This window comes from Actinomadura physcomitrii (genome assembly GCF_008923205.2).
Taxonomy (GTDB): domain Bacteria; phylum Actinomycetota; class Actinomycetes; order Streptosporangiales; family Streptosporangiaceae; genus Spirillospora; species Spirillospora physcomitrii.
In genome coordinates this window covers 163,133-180,758 of the sequence record NZ_WBMS02000013.1, presented here as the reverse complement: position 1 = coordinate 180,758, position 17,626 = coordinate 163,133, and the positions used below count along the sequence as shown (strand labels likewise).

Sequence of the window (17,626 nt, the reverse complement as noted above, 5' to 3'; positions counted from 1 at the left end):
GCCAGCGTCTCCTCGAGCGCGTCGGTCGCCGCACTCGCCGCTGCACTAGGCGAGGCCCGCTCGACCCCACGCATCAGCAGGAGCCTCAACAACCTGCGTATAGGCTGCCACAGTTATGACCGCATCGGTGACGGCATCCGCGCTCGTGGGTGGCGCTGGCAGAGACCCCCTTCTCGACGAGGACGGCCAGGTAGTCCAACCGCTCTTGACGATCGACCTGGACGACCAGGTAGACGACGCGGGCCGGGCCCTCGCCAGTGCGCGCACGATCGACCGGGTCATGGTCGGTTTCGCGAGCGGGCCGGTCACTGGGCCCGCCAGGGAACTGGCGCGAGCACTGGACGTGACCTTGGTGCCCAAGGGTGCGTCGAGCGGCCGGGAGTTTGTCGGCTGTGAGGAGCCCGCGTCCGAAGCCGCCCTGCTGCGTGCCGCCGCGTCGGCGAACCCGCAGGCCGCGGTTGTGCTTGCGGAGGTGCTGAGGGCGGGCGGCGAGGATGTGACGGCCGGGCTCCACCTGGAGTCGTTCGCCTACTCCACCCTGCTCGGCGGTTCGGAGTTCGCGAGCTGGCTGGATGAGCGAGGGACGCGGCCTTTGCCGCCGCCCGCAGCGGAGCCCGTGCTGGTCGAGCGCGCCGCCGGGCGGTTGCTGATCACACTGAACAGGCCGGAACGCCGCAATGCCTACGGTCGCTTAGTGCGGGATTCGCTCGTCGAGGCGTTGCAGATCGCCGCGCTGGACGACAGCGTGGAGCAGGTCGTGCTCACCGGCGGGGGACCGTCCTTCTCCGCGGGCGGTGATCTCGACGAGTTCGGTACCGCCCCCGACCTCACGACAGCGCATTTCGTGCGCACGTTCGGCGGCGCCGGGCGGTTGCTGCACCAACTCTCCGACCGGGTCGAGGCGCGGCTGAACGGTCATTGCGTGGGCGCCGGAATCGAGTTGCCGGCATTCGCCGGGCGGGTGGTCGCCGCGCCCGGCGCGACGTTCCGGCTGCCCGAGGTCTCGATGGGCCTGATTCCCGGGGCCGGGGGTACTGTGAGCGTCCCGCGCCGCATCGGCCGGTGGCGGACGATGTTTATGGCGCTGTCCGGACGGCCCCTCGATGTGCAGACAGCCAAGACTTGGGGACTCATCGACGAGATCGAATGAACGCCCGCCGCCCTGGCACTGCCACCCCTGTGTCGGCGCCGAGACCGGAAAGTTTGCGACGGTCTGCCACAGCGTCGGCAGCAGACTCGTGACTGACGGACGGCCCAGCGGGGATGGGCCGTCCGGACAGTATGAATGAGCGCGGGCAGCGACCCCCTTGATGAGAGCACCCAACAGGCCGACGGTCAATGCGGCATCCTCGTCAGGGGCTAGCGGTGAGTTTGCCGATCGCTTCGGAAGCAGACAGCAGTTCGAGTTGGCTGGGGACCTGTCTTGGGCCGTCGGCGTCGACGAGGTGTGTCGGGCCGTATGGCCAGGCGCCTCTGAAGATCGCGATGATGTCCGCGCCGTCCAGAGAGCACAGTGTGTCGTGGACGACGTCGGCATCCTCGCCTGGAGCGGCCAGCCACAGGATCGGCGACCGCGTTGCGGTTTCGTGCGAGTTCCAGTTCGCCGCTCGATCTTCGAGACGCTCGATGGCATCTTCGAGGGTCGCCGTCACGTTAAGGCCGGAGTCGTAGTGCTCCACGAGGAACTGGTCGATGTCTTCGGGGAAGAGGCGCTCCAGGTCGGTGTGCGTGAGAACGACCTCGGTGGTTCTTGACCGATCGACCACCGCATCAACGAACAGGGTGCGGAGCAGGCCGTCCGTCCCCGGGCCGAGGAGGCCGACGCCCTGCGGGTGGCCGAAGGCGCGAGCCATCAACGGACGTGCGGGTCGCCCGGCGGAGAGCAGCCGGCCGAGTCGCCGAGCGGGGTGGCTGGCGAGGCGCCGGAGGTTGACGGTCTTTGGCCTGCAGTTCATGTGACCTCCTAAGGTCGATTGGTGTTGGGGCGCGTTGATCAAAGCGGTTCGCGCCAGGGCAGGACACTGATCGAAACGCTTGATGGCGGTAAGTGATCAGCTGCAGCTGTGGCCCGGGGGCGCCGGAATTGGCTGGTGGCGTGGTTCCTGAAGGCTGCACGGGGCTGTGCCTGCGGGTGACGACTTCTCGTCATTGCGGGGAACCACTCACCGAACCCGGTGACGAACTTTGATCGCATCGATACTCTCTGTGACTGGAGGTGACGGTGAGCGCTGAGGACGTGGATGATGCGGCAAGGCTCCTTCAGGGCATCGTTCTCGACGAGTTGCTCACCCCCTACAAGCAACTGCTCGAACGAGACGGCTGCCAGAGTTCCGAGGCGCCGGACCTGCTCGGCGGCCAGGATGTGGTGGACGCCTTGGTCGGGGCGGGGATGGCGTATGCGTTGCCCTCGGGGCTGACGCTGTCGCCACGGCTGGTGGCCACCGCTCCCGACCTGGCTTTGCAGGGAGCGCTCGCGGCTCTGTCCCGCAAGCTGGTGGCGGCTCACGAGCGGCTGCTGGACGGTCAACGCCGCATGGCGGCGACACACCCATTCCCCGGCATCCTGCAAGCAGAAGCGGACCGGCTGGTGCGGATCCTCACCGAGGGGCGCCAGATCACCGACACGTCGCGGGCGCTGCTCGGCACGGCCCGCCGGGAGTGGCTCGTCCTTGAGAACTTCGCCTTGGAGCGGCCGCTGGAGAAGCTGGTCAGCATGCCGCCGCCGCCCGCCTTCGAGGGCAAGGTCAGGTGCCGGAACATCTACCAGGCCTCCTGCGCCGAGCATCCGGTCGGGTTCAAGATCATGCAGATCCACGTCGAGGCGGGTGAGGAAGCCCGGATCCTGCCGAAGATCGGCATGAAGATGAAGTTGGCCGATGAAGCGGTCGCGCTGCTCCCCCTCACACCGACGGGCCTGTCGGGTGCGCTGCTCGTTCGCGCTCCGGTCATCGTCGGCGCGCTGCGCGAGTACTTCGAGTTGCTGTGGGAACGGGCGATCCCTTTCGGAGCCGCGGAACCGGAGATGCCGCTCAAGCAGGTCCACATGGACATCTTGAAGTTGCTGGCCGAGGGACTGACCGATGCGCGGATCTCGCGGGAACTCGGTGTGAACGCCAAGAGCACCGAACGGTACATCCGCACGATCCGCGAGTACCTCGGCGTCTCCAGCCGCGTCGCGATCGGCGCCGCTGCAGCCCGCCGCGGCTGGATCTAGAAACCCCAACCTGGAGCGCCCCATGCCCGAATACCTGGACTTCGTGCCCGAAGAGCGCTTCCGGCGGCACTTGGCGCTCTCGCCGGACGGGACGACCATCGCCTACTCCAGCAATGTCACCGGGTCCTTCGACCTGTGGACGATCCCGGTCGCCGGGGGCGCCGCCCGCAGGGTGGCCGGGCTGGACGAGCGGTCGGTGTGGCAGATCGCGTGGACGCCGGACGGCGGCAGCCTGGTCTTCACCGCCGACCGCAACGGCGACGAGCAGTACAGGATCTACCAGGTCGCCGCCGGCGGGGGAGATCCCGAGGAGGTCAGTTCGGGGCCGGACTGCCAGCGTGTGCTGGCCGACGACCCCTTCGACGCGGAGGGCCGCTTCCTGATCTACGGAGCCAACGACCGGGACCGCGCCGTCCAGGACATCCTCATCCGCGATCTGTCCGACGGCTCAGAACGCCGCATCGTCCCGCCCGCGGGAGTGATCTTCGCGCCGGTGCGGTTGTCGCCGTCCGGGCGATGGCTTTCTGCGACCGGAGCGCGATCGAACACCGATGTGGCCGCCTATCTGATCGACGTCGCCGGCCCCGGAGCCGAGCCCGTCTGCGTCACCGTGGAGTACGGCCACGGTCTGTTTGCCCCGGGCCCTTGGGCACCGGACTCCAGTGCCTTCTATCTCTGCACCGACGTGTGGGGGGAGTTCACCTCGATCGGCCGATACTCCATCGACGATGCCGGGCTGCGGCGCCTCACCACCGACGACTGGGATGTGGAACTTCTCGAGGCTGCCGGCGAAACTCTCGTGTGGTCACGTAACGAGGATGGACGTTCCGCACTGCAGGCCACCAAGAACGGCGCCCCACTGCTCCTTCCTGGGATCCCTCAGGGAGTCGTCGACGCGCTCAGCCTCACGCCTGATGCCGAGCAGATCGTCCTGCGGATCGACTCGGCGACCCGGCCCAGTGAGATCGGTGTCCTCGACATGGCAGGAGGCTTCAGGTACCTCACTGACAGCCGCCCGCCGGCCATGCGCGCTGTACAGCCGGTGGAGCCGGAGTCGATCACCTATCCGTCCGCGAATGGACGCCAGGTCCGCGCTTTCCTCTACCGTCCGCACTCGCCAGGACCCCATCCCGTCCTGCTGTCCATCCATGGCGGACCCGAGGCCCAGGAACGTCCCATCTACGCCTACTCGGGCCTGTACCAGCACCTGCTCGACCAGGGCATTGCGATCGTGGCCCCCAACATCGCCGGCTCCACCGGGTACGGGCTCACCTATCAGAAGCTCATCTACCGCGACTGGGGGGGCGTCGACCTCGAGGATCTCGACCACGCGGTGCGCCAGATCCAAGCCACGCCTGGTCTCGATCACGACCGCATCGCGGTGATGGGCGGTTCCTATGGCGGATTCGCGGCCCTTTCCTGTCTCTCTCGGCTGCCCTACCAGTGGGCCGCAGGCGTCTCCTTCTGCGGCCCTACCAACCTGGTCACCCTCGCGCAGGCCTGCCCTCCCACGTGGAAGAGCATCGTGGCGGCCGTGCTCGGCGACCCCGAAACCGATGCCGATCACCTCACCCGACGCTCGCCAGTGACCTACGCGGAAGCCATCACCGCGCCCCTGCTGGTCATCCAGGGCGCGCATGACCCACGGGTGCCGCAGAACGAGTCCGACCAGATCGTCGATCGGCTGCGTGACCGTGGCGTCAACGTGCGCTACGACATCTATTCCGACGAGGGCCACGGCTTCACGAACCGCAAGAACGAACTGAAGGCCTACGGCGACATCGCGCAGTTCATCGTCAAGCACTTGATCGGCGACAGATGAACAAACCACTCATCACCGGGATCTGCTCGCCGCTGGCCCTTCTGCGCGACCAATCCGTTGCCGGCCTGTTCGCCGCGCACTTGGTCTCCTGCTCCAGCATCGGCTTCGGGCAGCTCGCCCTGGCCTGGGGCACCATGCGAGAAGGCTACGGCGCCGGCGGCCTGTCCCTCGTCTTGGCCAGCAACGCCTTCCCCGCGCTGCTCATGATCTGCGGGGGCGTGATCGGAGACCGATTCCGCCGACACAAGGTCCTCGCCGGAGCCGAAGCCCTCACATGCGCTTCATGGCTTGCCATCGGTGCCGCCTTGGCCGCGCACGGGACATCGTTGCCGCTGCTGTGCACGCTCGCCGCTGTGGGAGGGACCGCCACAGCCCTCTACCTCCCCACGCTTCCGGGCCTCGTGGCCGACCTGCTGACCTCACGAGACCGGCCGGCCGGCAACGCCCTCATCAACCAGACACAGTCGGTCGGCCTGCTCATCGGCCTGGCGTCGTCCGGAGTGGTCGTCGCCACGATCGGCCCGGCGTGGGCGGCCTCGGCCAGGGGACTCCTCTGCGCCATCAGTGCCTTCCTTCTCAGTCGCCTCACCACCGGTCGCTCAAAGAGGATCGCCACCGGGCCGCTACGCGATCTCCGCGACGGGTGGCGTCACTTCGGCGAGCGCCCATGGGTCTGGATCATGACGTTGCAGTACACGGCGATCATCACCGCCTTGGCCTGCTACACAGAAGTTGCCGGCCCCCTCTACATGGCCGACGGACACGGGGACGCGCGAGCATGGGGAATCATCAGGGCCGGAGAACCTCTCGGTGCGTTGCTAGGCGCCACGCTAGGAGCGCGGTGGCGACCCGCTCACACCATCCTGACCGCCGCAGCGCTGCCGGCAGCGGTGTCGCTCCCCATGCTCGCGATGGGCAGCGGAGCATCATGGCAGGTCATCGCCATCAGCGCGACTGTTCCGGGGGTGACGCAAGCCGTCTACTACGTCCTATGGACGACCGCCCTGCAGGACAGCTTCCCTTCCGAGGCCCTGGTTCGAGTCAACAGCTGGAACATGGTGTCCAGCTACGCACTCATGCCGCTCACCATGTTGACCGCCGGGCCGCTCGCCAACCTCGTCGGTGCCCAGCACCTGGCCACCAGAGCCGGTCTCCTTGTCCTCACAGCGACCATTGCAACCCTGATCGTCCTTGGTACCGGCCCGCGAGCGAGGCTCTCCTTCCAGCGCTCACCTGTCGGCTGACCTGGGAGACGGCGCCTCTCCTCCAAGAAGGGAACACGATGACTCGCACGATCGAGGTCATCGCCAGGCAGCTGCTGGAAGGAATCGTCCGCGAAGACCTGCTGACCCTCTATGTCCGCCTCCTCGCAGCGGACGGCTGCCAGCACGATGAGGCGGCCGAGATCCTCGACGGGCAGCAGAACATCCAGCGCCTCATCGCCGCCGAGATGGCCACCTATGGTCCACCCGGTCCGGATAATTCTCACCGGCTGACGCCCAACCCTGTGGACGTGGTCCTTCAGCAAGCGCTGTCAGCCCTCGCCCGTGACGTGCTGGCCGACCATGAGCGCCTGTTCGAGGGCCACCGGCGCATGAACCGCGACCTGGTGTCCGCCACTTCGGCGACCGGCTCCTCAAACGATCAACTGGCACGCATCATCACCAACCCGGACGAGATCGCCGAACTGACGCGAATCCTGAAGCATTCCGCCGCACGCGAATGGCTGACGGTAAGCCACGACGTCTCACACGGCCCGGATATCGACCTGCCCGACGAGGCCACCGGTCACGCGATCGCGAGCGAGGCCACGCACAGAGCCATCTACCAGTCCAACAACGTCGAAGATCGGGCTGCGCGCGTACAAGTTGAGGCGATTGCGCAGGCCGGGGGAGAGGTCCGTTTCCTCCCCCGGACTGCGATGCGTATGAAGATCGCCGACGAAGTCGTCGCACTGATCCCGGTGATGCTGTCGGTTTCGGCGAGCGCCCTGCTGATTCGATCCTCGGTGATCGTCGGAGCCCTTCGTGAATACTTCGAACTCCTCTGGGAACGGGCCATCCCGTTCGCCGTGCCCGGCCGCAACACTGGAGACCTCACGCAAGAGCAGTTGAGGATTCTGCAACTCCTCGTCCAAGATCTGTCCGACGAAGCCGTCTCCGATCAGGTAGGGACGAGTCTCAGCACGGTCCGCCGACGCGTCTCTGAGATCCGAGCGTCCCTCGGCGCAGAGAACCGCTTTCAGGTGGGCGTGGAAGCGGTTCGGCGAGGGCTGGTGGGCTAAAGCCAGAAGCACGGGAAGCCGCGATCGCCGGTGCCTCCGAGCCCCGGACGAGCACGCGCGCCGTCCGTACGCTGTGGTCACGACGAACGCCAAGCGCCATTGGGACCATTTGGATGGCAGATCTCTCTCCTCCCGGTGGCACCGTACTGCCGCAGTCTCCCTGAGCGATAGCTGCGCTCCCGCCAGCGCGGAAGTATTGGAGGGCTGGGCTTGCTCGCTGGCCTCTCAACACATCCCTCAACGAGCCCGGCTCGTGCTGTTGTGTTGCCTCAGGACAACACCAGCGACGGCCAGACGGTCCCCGGTGTGGCGGGAACCTTCCGGCTGCCGCCCGCCTGCTCAGCGCCGCCGGCGACGACGTGTTACCGCTATGTGGGTTGCCGAGTTCGAGGCGGTCTTCTCCGCTCTCTTCGTGATCGACGAGGGCAGCCCGCTCGCTCGGGGCGAGCGTCCGTACCCAGGCTGATAGCGTCCACGAGGGCGGTGGCCACGACCAACAGGCCGGTCGGCGCCTCGGCGGTCTGCACGATCCGGGCGCTTCGAAACCGCTATTTGCGGTCTCGCCTCCGCTGGCCGGAGTGCGACACGCCGGCCAGGGAGCTGGCGTTACCTCAGCTTGCCGGAGATTATGGAGCGCAAACGCCCTGACAGAACTTCAGTTCGCGTCAGGCGCTGCTATCTGCCGTCTATAGAGAGGAGCCCTTCATGTTCGCATCGCCAACGAGTCGGAGGACTCCACTACATGGTCGATCACGAAACCCCCACAGATGAGCGCACCGAGCTCCTCGCAGGCGAGCTGCATGAACGCGCTCGCACGCTCAACCACCTGACCCAGGGCACGCCTGGCCTGACGCGGCCGGAGGCCGCCTGCACGATCGCAGGCAACCTGGCTCAGACCGCGTTCCGCCTCGCCAAGACCGCCGAACAGCTGGACGCCTTCCTCCACCGGGAGCTTGATGCTGGAAGGCTCGTGCATGAGCGCGGCGACGGTCTCCTCCCAACCGCCCTGAAGGCGCACGATGCTCTGGCCGCCGCATGCGAGCAGTCCATGAACCTCGGCGAATCCTTCCGCGGCGTGCAGGGAGCCCTCGCCGCCATCCGCGGCATCGATGCCGATTCCGAAACCCCGCAACGGGCTCAGGGCGAAACCGAGCTGCGGGTGGAGGAACAGACAGACCAGGCAACCGCTTCCGACATCCAGCCGGCGGCCAGGGACTTCCCCCGAAGCATCGGAGACGTTTTGTCTGGCCCTCCAGCAGCCCCGTCCTCACCAAGCCATCGCCCGAGCTCCAAGCCGCCGTCTCCGCGCAGGGAGATGTAACTCGGCAGTGGTGGTGCCTGAATCAGCTTCTGGGTTCGGCTTCGAGCGCCGGACCGTGGGTTGTTCCACGGAGGCGCAGCCGGTACCTGCGAGCGCGCCGTGCGCGGCCGGTAACTCGCGCGCGATGCCATCACCGCTACGCTCACCGGCGGTCAAGCCCGACAAGACTTCCATCGGCTGTCTGCCGTCAACCGGGCGACGAGGTCGTCCTTCGTCACCCCAACATTTCGCCTCTCCGCTGGCGATCGAGCATCGCCTCCGGATACCTGGCACGACACCGGTGCATTGGAGGACGACCTCTGCAGGCGCAGGGGCAAGATATGGAATTCGTGCACTTATTGGTTGCTGGACCGGGCGCGGTCCAGCACGGAGCAGTCGGATCGAGCGCGATCCGTGGGGGGTGGGGACGGTAGTCGAGAAGAGCAGCGGGCCGGCGCCGTTGAATCGGCGTGCGCATCGCAGTCCGCGTCGGGAACGGTCGGTGCGGTTCTCGTTGTCGGATGAAGAGCATGCGCTGGTGCGGGCAGCGGCAGCGGGGGAGCGGCTGGCGGTCGGTGCCTATGCGGCGCAGGCAGTGCTGGCCGCAGCTCGTGGCAGCGCGCTCCCGCAGTATGCGTTGTTGCGGGAGGCGCTGGCGACGGTGATGCACGCGGCTCAGCAGGTGCGGCGGATCGGGGTGAACCTCAATCAGGCCGTGGCCGCATCGAATGCGGGGGAGCCGCCGCTCCAGCTCCAGCGGTATGCCGAGGTCGCTGCGCGAGCGACCAGCAACCTGGATGCCCTGGCCCAAGAGGTGCGCCGATGCCTGCCGTGACGGCGGAAGTCGCCGATTGATCGGCAAGATCCTGCGGGGAAAGCGGGTCGAAGGCTTGATCCGGTACCTGTACGGGCCCGGGCGGCTGGGAGAGCATCACGATCCGCGCATCGTGGCGGGCTTCGACGAGCCGGACGAGTTGGAGCCCCCTATGAGGGCGGACGGTAGCCGGGACTTCCGGCGGCTGGATGGACTGCTCTCCCAGCCGCTCGCTCTGCTGGGCGAGCGCAACTACCGCAAACCGGTGTGGCATCTGGCGCTCCGCGCGGCGCCAGAGGACCCGATCCTGGACGATCACCAGTGGGCCGAGATCGCGAAAGAGATGATGGCTCGGACCGGGCTGGCGGCCGATGGGGACGATGACGCCGTCCGGTGGATCGCCGTCCGGCACGGCGAGGACCACATCCATGTGGTCGCGACGCTGTCTCGTATCGATGGTGTCCGTCCGGATGTGTGGAACGACGGGTACCGGGTTCGGGATGCCTGCCGGGCGATCGAGCGGCGTTGGGGGCTGCGGTCCACGGCCCCGGCGGACCGGACGGCGGCGCGGCGGCCCAAGCGCGCCGAGGCCGAGAAGGCCGCGCGATCGGGCCGCGAGGAGCCGGTGCGGGTGACGCTGTGGCGGCAGGTCGCCGCCGCGGCGGCGGGCGCACGGACCGAAGCCGATTTCTTCGCCGCCCTCGAGGCGGAAGGCGTTTTGGTCCGCAAGCGGTACAGCACTCGGTTCGCCCATCAGGTCACCGGCTATGCAGTCGCTCTGCCCGATGACCTGGCTTCGTCCGGGCAGCCGGTGTGGTTCGGCGGCGGGAAGCTGGCCGGCGATCTCACGCTGCCGAAGCTGCGGCTTCGCTGGGGTGCGGATGGTGCGGCTCGTCCGCTCGGCGGACGGCATGTCTCGGAGCGGACGGCACTCGCCGTTTTGCGGACGGCCGTCCGCCGCGCGGCGGACAGCGTCCGGACAACGGACAACTTCGTCCACGCGCTGGAAGAACAGGGGCTGCTCGTCCGATGCCGATTCAGCCGGCTCGAACCGGATCAGGTGACCGGATATGCAGTCGCTCTGCCCAGTGTCGAGGAGCTTGTCTGGTACGCCGGTGGCCATCTCGGTGCCGCCTACACGCTCCCTCGCCTCCAGCAGCGGTGGAATGCTTCAGGCGGCGATATCGGCCGGCCGGAAGACGAACTGACGGCCGAGGAGCGTCAGGCGTTCTATGACGACGCCGCTCGGGCGGCCGCGTATGCCACGGCCGAGATCCGGCGGTACATGGCCATCAATCCGTATGCCGCCGAAGACGCCTGCTGGGCTGCATCCGACGCCCTGCGTGTCGCCGCCAAAGTCACCGGCAACACCGACCTCCTCCAGGCTGCCGATGTCTACGACCGCGCAGCCCGCGCCCCGTATGGAAGCGTCCCGCGGCCCAGTTCCGCAGGAGGCGCGTTGCGCGCCGCGGCCGGTCTCCTCAGGCTGGGCGGAGTCCAGAACCGCACCACCGTTTCCATCCTCTTGCTGGTCAGTCGCCTCATCTCACTGCTGGAGACAGTTGCCGAGATCCGCCGACTCCAGCAACGCCAGGCCCAGGCCGACGCGGCACGCCTCGCTAACCGACACCTCGTCCGGGCAAGGATCGCGGCCGGCGGTCATCGTGGGTCACAGGCCGCCGAGCCCGCGCGGCCTTCCCAGGCCCAGTTGGCAATGGCCGCCTTCCCCAACCCCTGGGCCCCCATGAGCAACGGGCCTGCAGCCGGTCCGGCTTCGAACACGCCGAACCCCGGGCGAGGGCCGCGCCGAAGTCGTTGACCGTGTTGTCCGTAAGACGCCAACACGCCGAACATCCACTTTGATTGACGACCATCCCTGCGTGATTCATCTTGTTGATCACGGACTTTAGTTGATGACCTGTTGAGGTCTTCAACTGGCACGACTCGGGGGGACCATGAAGATGCAGGTAACGGCGCCCACACAGACTGAACTCGAGGAACGGCGTGCTCGCCTCCTCCGGCTTCACTGGGAGCTGAAGCGGATCGGCGCCTGCGTGCGCGCCCGAAAACCGCGCAACGGGCGCTGGCGGCTTCACATCCGACACGACGGCTGGTCGGAGACGGTCCTGTGCGCGGGAGCCGAAGGAACCTACGCCTACGTCACCGCACACGGCCGGCTGCTCGGAACGACGAACGAGGCACGGTACGTCGCGCGGCTGCTCGTCTGGATGGTCCAGAGGCGCCGCCGGTGAACCCGACTCAGCAACTCCAAGCAATGGCCGAAGGGAACGGTGCCAAGGCCGGGAGGCCGGCGCTGCCGAGTTCGCGAACTCCGGCGGCCGGAGTCGTCCAGTGGGGGATCGCCGGAGTCGCACCGCTGATCGTGACGCTGGCCGTGCTCGGCGGCCTCGGTTCTTACACCACGATCCGGCAGATGGCCGAGCCGCACTTCCGAGGGCTCGCGTGGATCGTCCCGGTCGGCATGGACCTCGGGATAGTGATCCTTCTGCTCTGGGACCTGCTCATGGAGTACCTCGACCTGCCCTGGCCGGTGCTGCGCTGGGTCGCCTGGATATACATCGCGGCCACCGTCCTGGTGAACGTGGCCGCCGCGCGCGGAGACCTCGCCGGAAGCGTCATGCACGCGGCCATGCCGGTCCTGTTCATCACGGTCGTCGAAGGGGTCCGGCACCTGATCCGCCGATGGGTCGGGTTGATGTCCCCTGACCGGGTGGAACGGGTCCCCGCGGCGCGCTGGGTTCTCGCACCGATCTCCAGCCTGCTGCTCTGGCGCCGCATGGTTCTCTGGCACGTCACCGAATACCGACAGGGGCTGGAACTGGAGCACCAGCACCTGATGGCCGTCTCGAAGCTCCAGGACGACTACGGCAGATGGTCGTGGCGATGGCACGCGCCGCTGGCCGATCGGCTCGCCCTCAAGCGCCTCGCCGCCCAGCCCACGGCGAACGACCCGAACGTAGGCGACCTCACCGACGACAAGCGTCAGGACGAGGAACTGATGGCGATCGCGCGGGAGTTACACCGCGAACTGGAGCGAGAAGGCGTCCAACTCGGCCGGGACCGGCTCGGCCGACGCCTGCGTAAGGCCGGCTACACGATCGCCAACGGCAAGCTCACGCAGATGATCGCCACCGTCCGTGAAGAGGCGGCAAGACGGGAGTCGCCGTGATGAGCCCATCCGACGACGACCAGCTCGCGCAAACGGAAGCATCGGAACGTCGACTCGCTTTCCTCCGCGGACTCGCCGACCACATGGTTGAGCGGCTTGCCGACGGACGTATGCACTGGGACGCCTGGCTGGAGCACGCCGGCCGTCATGGACGGCTCGGATTCACCAACACCCTCCTCATACCGGCTCAGCGCCCCTCGGCGACCGACGTCCGCCCATACGACGCATGGCAGGAGCAGCAACGGCAGGTCCGGCGCGGCGAGACCGGAATCCGGATCATGTCGACGTCCGGCAGACCCCGCACGGTCTTCGACATCGAACAGACCGATGGCGAAACGGTCGAAAAGGAGCGATGCAGCCCGTCCGAGGGCTTGCGGCGTCTCTCTCTGCTCGCCGCCGACCTCGGTCTCTACCTGGACCGCGGCCAGGGGTGGACGTATCTCGGGCGTCCCGACCGACGCGTCCCGATCGCTCCCGAGCTTGATGACACGACGGCAGCGACATTGCTTGCGCACCAACTTGCCCATGCTGTCGGGGCGGGCGGATCGAATGACACCATCACCATGGATACCGCCTCCTGCCATGGCGTCCGGCGGGTGGTGGCGGATTCGGTCGCGTACATCGTCCTGGCCAGCCTCGGGTTGGATGCCTCCCACCTGTCGTTCCCGCCTCCGCGGCGATGGGCGGGAACGGACGTCCGGACGGATTCAGCCGGCGCCGTCCGCGCAATCGGAGGACAGATCACCCACACGAGTGGGCAACTCCTGCGCAGGCTGCGCAACTCCGCCGAGACAACAGCGTTGTCGACGGAGCCCGCCAACCAGCAAACTCACCGTCCAACTGCGCCGCAAGCCAAGACCGCTCCGCGGGCACAAGACGACTCCGCGTCGCTCCGGGCTGCACTCGCCGAGGCACACCGCTTCTACCGTCGGAATCTGCCGGGAAGCTGGGGCGCCCGCTACCTGGCAGATCGTGGCTTCAGCACGGACGTCCAGGAGCAGTGGGAGATCGGTCTCTCACCTCGATCCCGCGATGCGCTAGTTCGGCATCTCCGTGAGCTGGGACATCTCGATCGGACACTGATCGAGGCGGGCCTCGCGAAACAGAGAGAAGGCGGGGATCTCTCCGATCTGTTTCGCGAGCGAGTCCTGTTCCCTCTCCGGGAGCTGGACGGCGCGATCGTCGGCTTCATCGGTCGGCGGCCTGACGGTGCCGGCGGCCCGAAGTACCTCAACACGCCCGAGACAGCCCTCTTCCACAAGAGCGCAGTTCTCTTCGGCCTGCACGAGGGGCGTGGTCGGCTCGCAGGTCGTGCACGCCCCCTCCTGGTCGAAGGGCCGCTTGACGCAATTGCGGTCGGCGTGGCCATGCCGGATGCGTACGTCGCGGTCGCCACCTGCGGCACGGCGGTCACGGCCGAACAAGTCGAGGCGATCGCCGTCCACGCCGACCTCGAATCCGCCGGCCTGGTCATCGCGCTCGATGGCGACCCAGCAGGGCGGGCAGGAGCGCTCCGAGCGTGGAAGGCCGTGCGTCGCATCACCGGACCGGTCGAGGTGGCCGTGCTTCCGCAGGGCCAAGACCCAGCCGAGATCCTCTCGCAGCCAGGACAATCGACTGTCTCCGAAGCGTTACTTTCTGCAATACCGCTCTCTGACCTGCTGATAGATGAGAGAATCCAGAGGTTCGGAGCCCTGGAGTTCGCCGAGACCCGACTGGCCGCAGCGCAAGCCGCTGCCGCCCTCATCGCCGGACTCCCGCCCCGCCACATCGCACGACAGGTCACCCGAGTCGCAGACCGCACCGGCGTGGAGCCGGCCGAAGTCACAGCTCTCGTCACCGCGGCGATCAGCCCGGGCCCGAGCCGGGACGTCTCGCTACCCCCGCTGGCCAGCCCGGAACAGCAAGAGCCTCCCAGCCGAGCCGCCTCACGCGCGGCAGCTCACCAACGCACTCACCGGAGAACAGCATGAACCAGCAGCACCCTGACCCGATCGCAGAAGGACTCCAGCACGGCGGGCAACGACTCGTCCAGATCGTCTCCGTCGTGGTCGGGGCACAACAGGCCCTCGCACATCGAAGGCATCGGTTAGAACTCGTCCGGCGGGTCCAGGACGAAGCCGTCCGTCGAGCCGAAGAGCACGCTGAGCGGACGGCATCGGCCGAGGCCCGAGCACGCTGGTCGCGCGCCCACGACCGCAAGTGGCTTCGCGATGCGAAGCTACTGGATGTCGCGGAAGTATGGGGCGCCGCAGTGCCCTACGCCCCGACCAACGAGTCCGCGGCCCGTGCCCTCGGCAAGTGCGAGGAGCGCCTCCGCGACCTGCACCCGCACGCGGTGAGCCACTACGATCGGCACCGCGGTGAAGGCAGGCAACCGCTCGAAGCCATGACGCTGGCCGCCCCCTTCTTCAGCCGCGACCCCAACGTCCGCACTGGGGACCCAGCGCCCCGCCGCGAAGAACTCTCGGAAGGCACCGGCGCAGAGTGGACGACGCGGCTCCACGGCCCTGACCGCGGTGAATGGGAACGGGCCCGCCAGGAGCAGCGCGCGACCCAACTAGCAGACCAGCTCAGAGCCAGGTTCCAGAGCGACGGGCGCACACCCAACCCTGAGGAGCTGCGCACGGTCCTGGAAATCACCACCAATCTGCCCGAAGACATCATCGCCAAAGCCGTCCCGATGACCCGGCAGACCCACCCCGGCAGGGGAGCGGACGTGGAACGAGCGGCCGAAGACTTCCCGCTCTCGATCGACGAGGCACTGGAGATGAGCGCGAGCCGCCCCTTCGAAACAGCAGCCGCCCACCGGCCTACCACGCAGGCTCCCGACCGGAACCGCCGACGCAACCTCTGACCGAAGGACGAGACATGACCGCCATCGAGAACAGCCCGTTCTTCTGGCTCGCGCTGATCGGCATCCTCGTGTTCGTCTCAGCGCTGCCCACCCTGATCGCGATCGCCCGCGGCGCGGACGACATCAGCTACCTCATCCTGCTCAACGTGATCTGCTGCGCCACCGTCTTCGGTTGGCCGATCGCACTGATCACCGCGATCAGGTGGCCCCGCCGTTACCCGCGTCCTCCAGCGGCGACGCACCGGTACCCGCCTCCGGCTGCAGGCCGGCACAGGCACACACAGCGACGAGCGCCCTATGCGTGAAGACGTCAGCGATGACGGACGGCTCTTGCGCAGACGCAGCATCACCAGCGCGCCGGGGAGACTGACAGGGCACGTCATCAAGGAACGCCGCCCTTTGTGGCTGCCAACCCCCACAAACGCCGCACTGTTCGCTGGCGCCGGTGCCCTCCCGGGCTCAGGCTGACCAGGGACACTGGGCCGGTCGCTACTCGGCACCGACGATCTGCGGGCCGATCGGCCGATCGCCAGTAGGTACGCGATGAAGACCAGCGCGGTCACCGGGCTCGGGCGCCGATGGCGTCCAGGGCGGCTTTGAGGTCGGCCAATTCCAGATTCGGTCAGGTCGGCGTTTCCGGCCTGCTCTGATGGGGTGTTGAGACCGCCCAGATGGAGCATGACACGGTGGTAACCGCCCTCCTTCCGACTCTTGGACAGCGCAGTGAGAAGTGCCGCGCGGTCTTGGAAGCTCGAACGGAGGGCGTCCTCCTCGGTGATCTCCTTGGGCGTGACAGCCATGACCGAGTCGATGATGACGATCCCCGCCCAGGTGCGCTGGGTGCTCCCCGCGCGGCTCCGGGGCTCGGCCCACCCCGGAACACCCAGTCGATCCGCCCGCCCGCGATCCTCTCAAGGATCTTCCGCCTGAACAGCACCGGTCCCTTCAACGCCCCCTTCCCCTTCTGCAATCTTCTTCGGATGTACACAGGAGAGGCCACAAGGACCGCCGCCGACCTCCATCTCGGCAGGAGACGCGATGTGTCCGGTTGAGGTCTGAACGTGGCCGTCTCCATGAGCGACACGCCACGATGGTCCCCCGGATCGCGAGGAGACAGCATGAGCCAGGACGACAGGAAACTCGTCTTGTTCGCGGCCGCCGTGCTGTTGGTGATGTGCGTCCTACCCGCAGGTCTGCTGCTTGGGCCGCTCCACCTGGGGGATGGGGAGGCGGCGCGGCTTGCAGCCGTGCTCACGTTTGTCGGCGTTCTGGTGACCGCGTCGGTGACGCTGATCGGGTTCATGGTGAACCGCCAGACCGAGCACCGGCTGCAGACGGAAAAGGCCGAACAGAGCCGTCAGCTCAGATTGGACTCTGCGATGCGCGCGGGGCAGCTGATCGCCCCCGCCGACGGGAGCTCCTCCGACCCGGCCGCGCTGGCCTCCGGGCTCCTGGCGCTCACCAAGCTCGACAACGCCGATCTCGCCGTGACTCTGCTGGTCGACCTGTGGTCATCCGAGAATCCGCGTGTGTCCCATGAGACCGCCGTGCTCGTCATCGATGCGGCACTCCGCTCGCCATCGTCCAACGCGCAGCTCATCGCCGCCGAGCTGCTGTGCCGCCACTCGACCCGCCTCAATCCCTGTCAGTCCCTGCACTGGCCGAGCGCAGTAGAGGGCTGCTGGGTGCCTAAACTCAGCCCACGGGCCAAGCTGCTGCTGGTCGAGGCACTGGTAAACATGACACTCGCCGGACCGACCAATGAGAGCGCCCTGCGCGCGGTCGCCGTCCGCCTCTACGGCATCTGGCGCGACGATCCCGACGACCGTGTACGGGGCTGCATCGGCAAGCTCATCGACTCACTGATCAGCAGGCTCAACGATCTCGGCTACAAGGACTTCATGCAGGGCACCCAACAAGTCATGCTCAACGAGTTGCGAGAGGCCGCTCGAAGCAGGAACGAAAACCCGGACGGCTACCTCGACCGGTTGTCGACCCGCTTCGCCGCCGACCTCCGCGACTGGGCCCAGCGATGCGGAGGACTGCCCACAGAACACGGATGCCTCGCCACAGCCGACTGACCGAAACCGCCGGGTATCACAAGCGCACGAGTCCGCTTGAGGGGCCAGCCGACGCTGTGCGCGG

General features: G+C 67.4%; 15 protein-coding genes. 14 read left to right on the top strand and 1 reads right to left on the bottom strand.

The window, feature by feature from the left end; genetic code table 11:
• The first annotated feature begins 115 nt into the window (after nt 1-115).
• A complete protein-coding gene (locus F8568_RS18650) occupies nt 116-1,150 on the top strand; it encodes an enoyl-CoA hydratase/isomerase family protein (RefSeq protein ID WP_151594818.1) in 1,035 nt (344 codons plus the stop codon).
• Nucleotides 1,151-1,352: 202 nt separating this feature from the next.
• Here F8568_RS18650 and F8568_RS18645 read toward each other — a convergent pair whose 3' ends face one another.
• A complete protein-coding gene (locus F8568_RS18645; RefSeq protein WP_151594817.1) occupies nt 1,353-1,955 on the bottom strand; it encodes a hypothetical protein in 603 nt (200 codons plus the stop codon).
• Nucleotides 1,956-2,221: 266 nt separating this feature from the next.
• On the opposite strand from F8568_RS18645, the gene F8568_RS50450 reads away from it, so the two are divergent.
• The 13 genes from F8568_RS50450 (at nt 2,222) to F8568_RS18580 (ending at nt 17,562) form a co-directional block, all read left to right on the top strand.
• On the top strand, nt 2,222-3,214 hold the full coding sequence (locus tag F8568_RS50450) for a LuxR C-terminal-related transcriptional regulator (RefSeq protein ID WP_151594816.1): 993 nt from the start codon (nt 2,222-2,224) through the stop codon (nt 3,212-3,214).
• A 22-nt stretch (nt 3,215-3,236) separates the two neighbouring features.
• Entirely contained in the window at nt 3,237-5,036 is a 1,800-nt protein-coding gene (locus F8568_RS18635; protein ID WP_151594815.1) for a S9 family peptidase, read from the top strand.
• The gene (locus F8568_RS18630) at nt 5,033-6,280 is read left to right on the top strand and encodes an MFS transporter (protein WP_151594814.1); all 1,248 of its coding nucleotides are present in this window, start codon (nt 5,033-5,035) and stop codon (nt 6,278-6,280) included. The genes F8568_RS18635 and F8568_RS18630 overlap by 4 nt, the downstream gene beginning before the upstream one ends.
• Before the next feature lie 38 nt (nt 6,281-6,318).
• Entirely contained in the window at nt 6,319-7,320 is a 1,002-nt protein-coding gene (locus tag F8568_RS18625; protein ID WP_151594813.1) for a helix-turn-helix domain-containing protein, read from the top strand.
• Between the two features lie 742 nt (nt 7,321-8,062).
• Nucleotides 8,063-8,641 carry a hypothetical protein gene (locus F8568_RS18620; RefSeq protein ID WP_151594812.1) on the top strand — a complete coding sequence of 193 codons (579 nt, stop codon included), beginning with the start codon at nt 8,063-8,065 and terminating at the stop codon, nt 8,639-8,641.
• 481 nt (nt 8,642-9,122) lie between these two features.
• The gene (locus tag F8568_RS18615; protein ID WP_151594811.1) at nt 9,123-9,455 is read left to right on the top strand and encodes a hypothetical protein; all 333 of its coding nucleotides are present in this window, start codon (nt 9,123-9,125) and stop codon (nt 9,453-9,455) included.
• Nucleotides 9,456-9,471: 16 nt separating this feature from the next.
• Entirely contained in the window at nt 9,472-11,253 is a 1,782-nt protein-coding gene (locus tag F8568_RS18610; RefSeq protein ID WP_151594810.1) for a relaxase/mobilization nuclease domain-containing protein, read from the top strand.
• A 136-nt stretch (nt 11,254-11,389) separates the two neighbouring features.
• Nucleotides 11,390-11,686, top strand: a complete 297-nt coding sequence (locus tag F8568_RS18605; RefSeq protein ID WP_151594809.1) for a hypothetical protein — start codon at nt 11,390-11,392, stop codon at nt 11,684-11,686.
• Between the two features lie 23 nt (nt 11,687-11,709).
• Nucleotides 11,710-12,624 (top strand): DUF2637 domain-containing protein, encoded by a 915-nt coding sequence (locus tag F8568_RS18600; protein ID WP_151594808.1) that lies wholly within the window; start codon nt 11,710-11,712, stop codon nt 12,622-12,624.
• Complete coding sequence (locus F8568_RS18595) at nt 12,624-14,597, top strand: toprim domain-containing protein (RefSeq protein ID WP_151594807.1); 1,974 nt, start codon at nt 12,624-12,626, stop codon at nt 14,595-14,597. The genes F8568_RS18600 and F8568_RS18595 overlap by 1 nt, the downstream gene beginning before the upstream one ends.
• Nucleotides 14,594-15,481 carry a hypothetical protein gene (locus tag F8568_RS18590; protein ID WP_151594806.1) on the top strand — a complete coding sequence of 296 codons (888 nt, stop codon included), beginning with the start codon at nt 14,594-14,596 and terminating at the stop codon, nt 15,479-15,481. The genes F8568_RS18595 and F8568_RS18590 overlap by 4 nt, the downstream gene beginning before the upstream one ends.
• 14 nt (nt 15,482-15,495) lie before the next feature.
• Nucleotides 15,496-15,786 carry a superinfection immunity protein gene (locus F8568_RS18585; protein WP_151594805.1) on the top strand — a complete coding sequence of 97 codons (291 nt, stop codon included), beginning with the start codon at nt 15,496-15,498 and terminating at the stop codon, nt 15,784-15,786.
• Between the two features lie 813 nt (nt 15,787-16,599).
• Nucleotides 16,600-17,562 (top strand): hypothetical protein, encoded by a 963-nt coding sequence (locus F8568_RS18580; RefSeq protein WP_151594804.1) that lies wholly within the window; start codon nt 16,600-16,602, stop codon nt 17,560-17,562.
• Nucleotides 17,563-17,626: the final 64 nt, after the last annotated feature.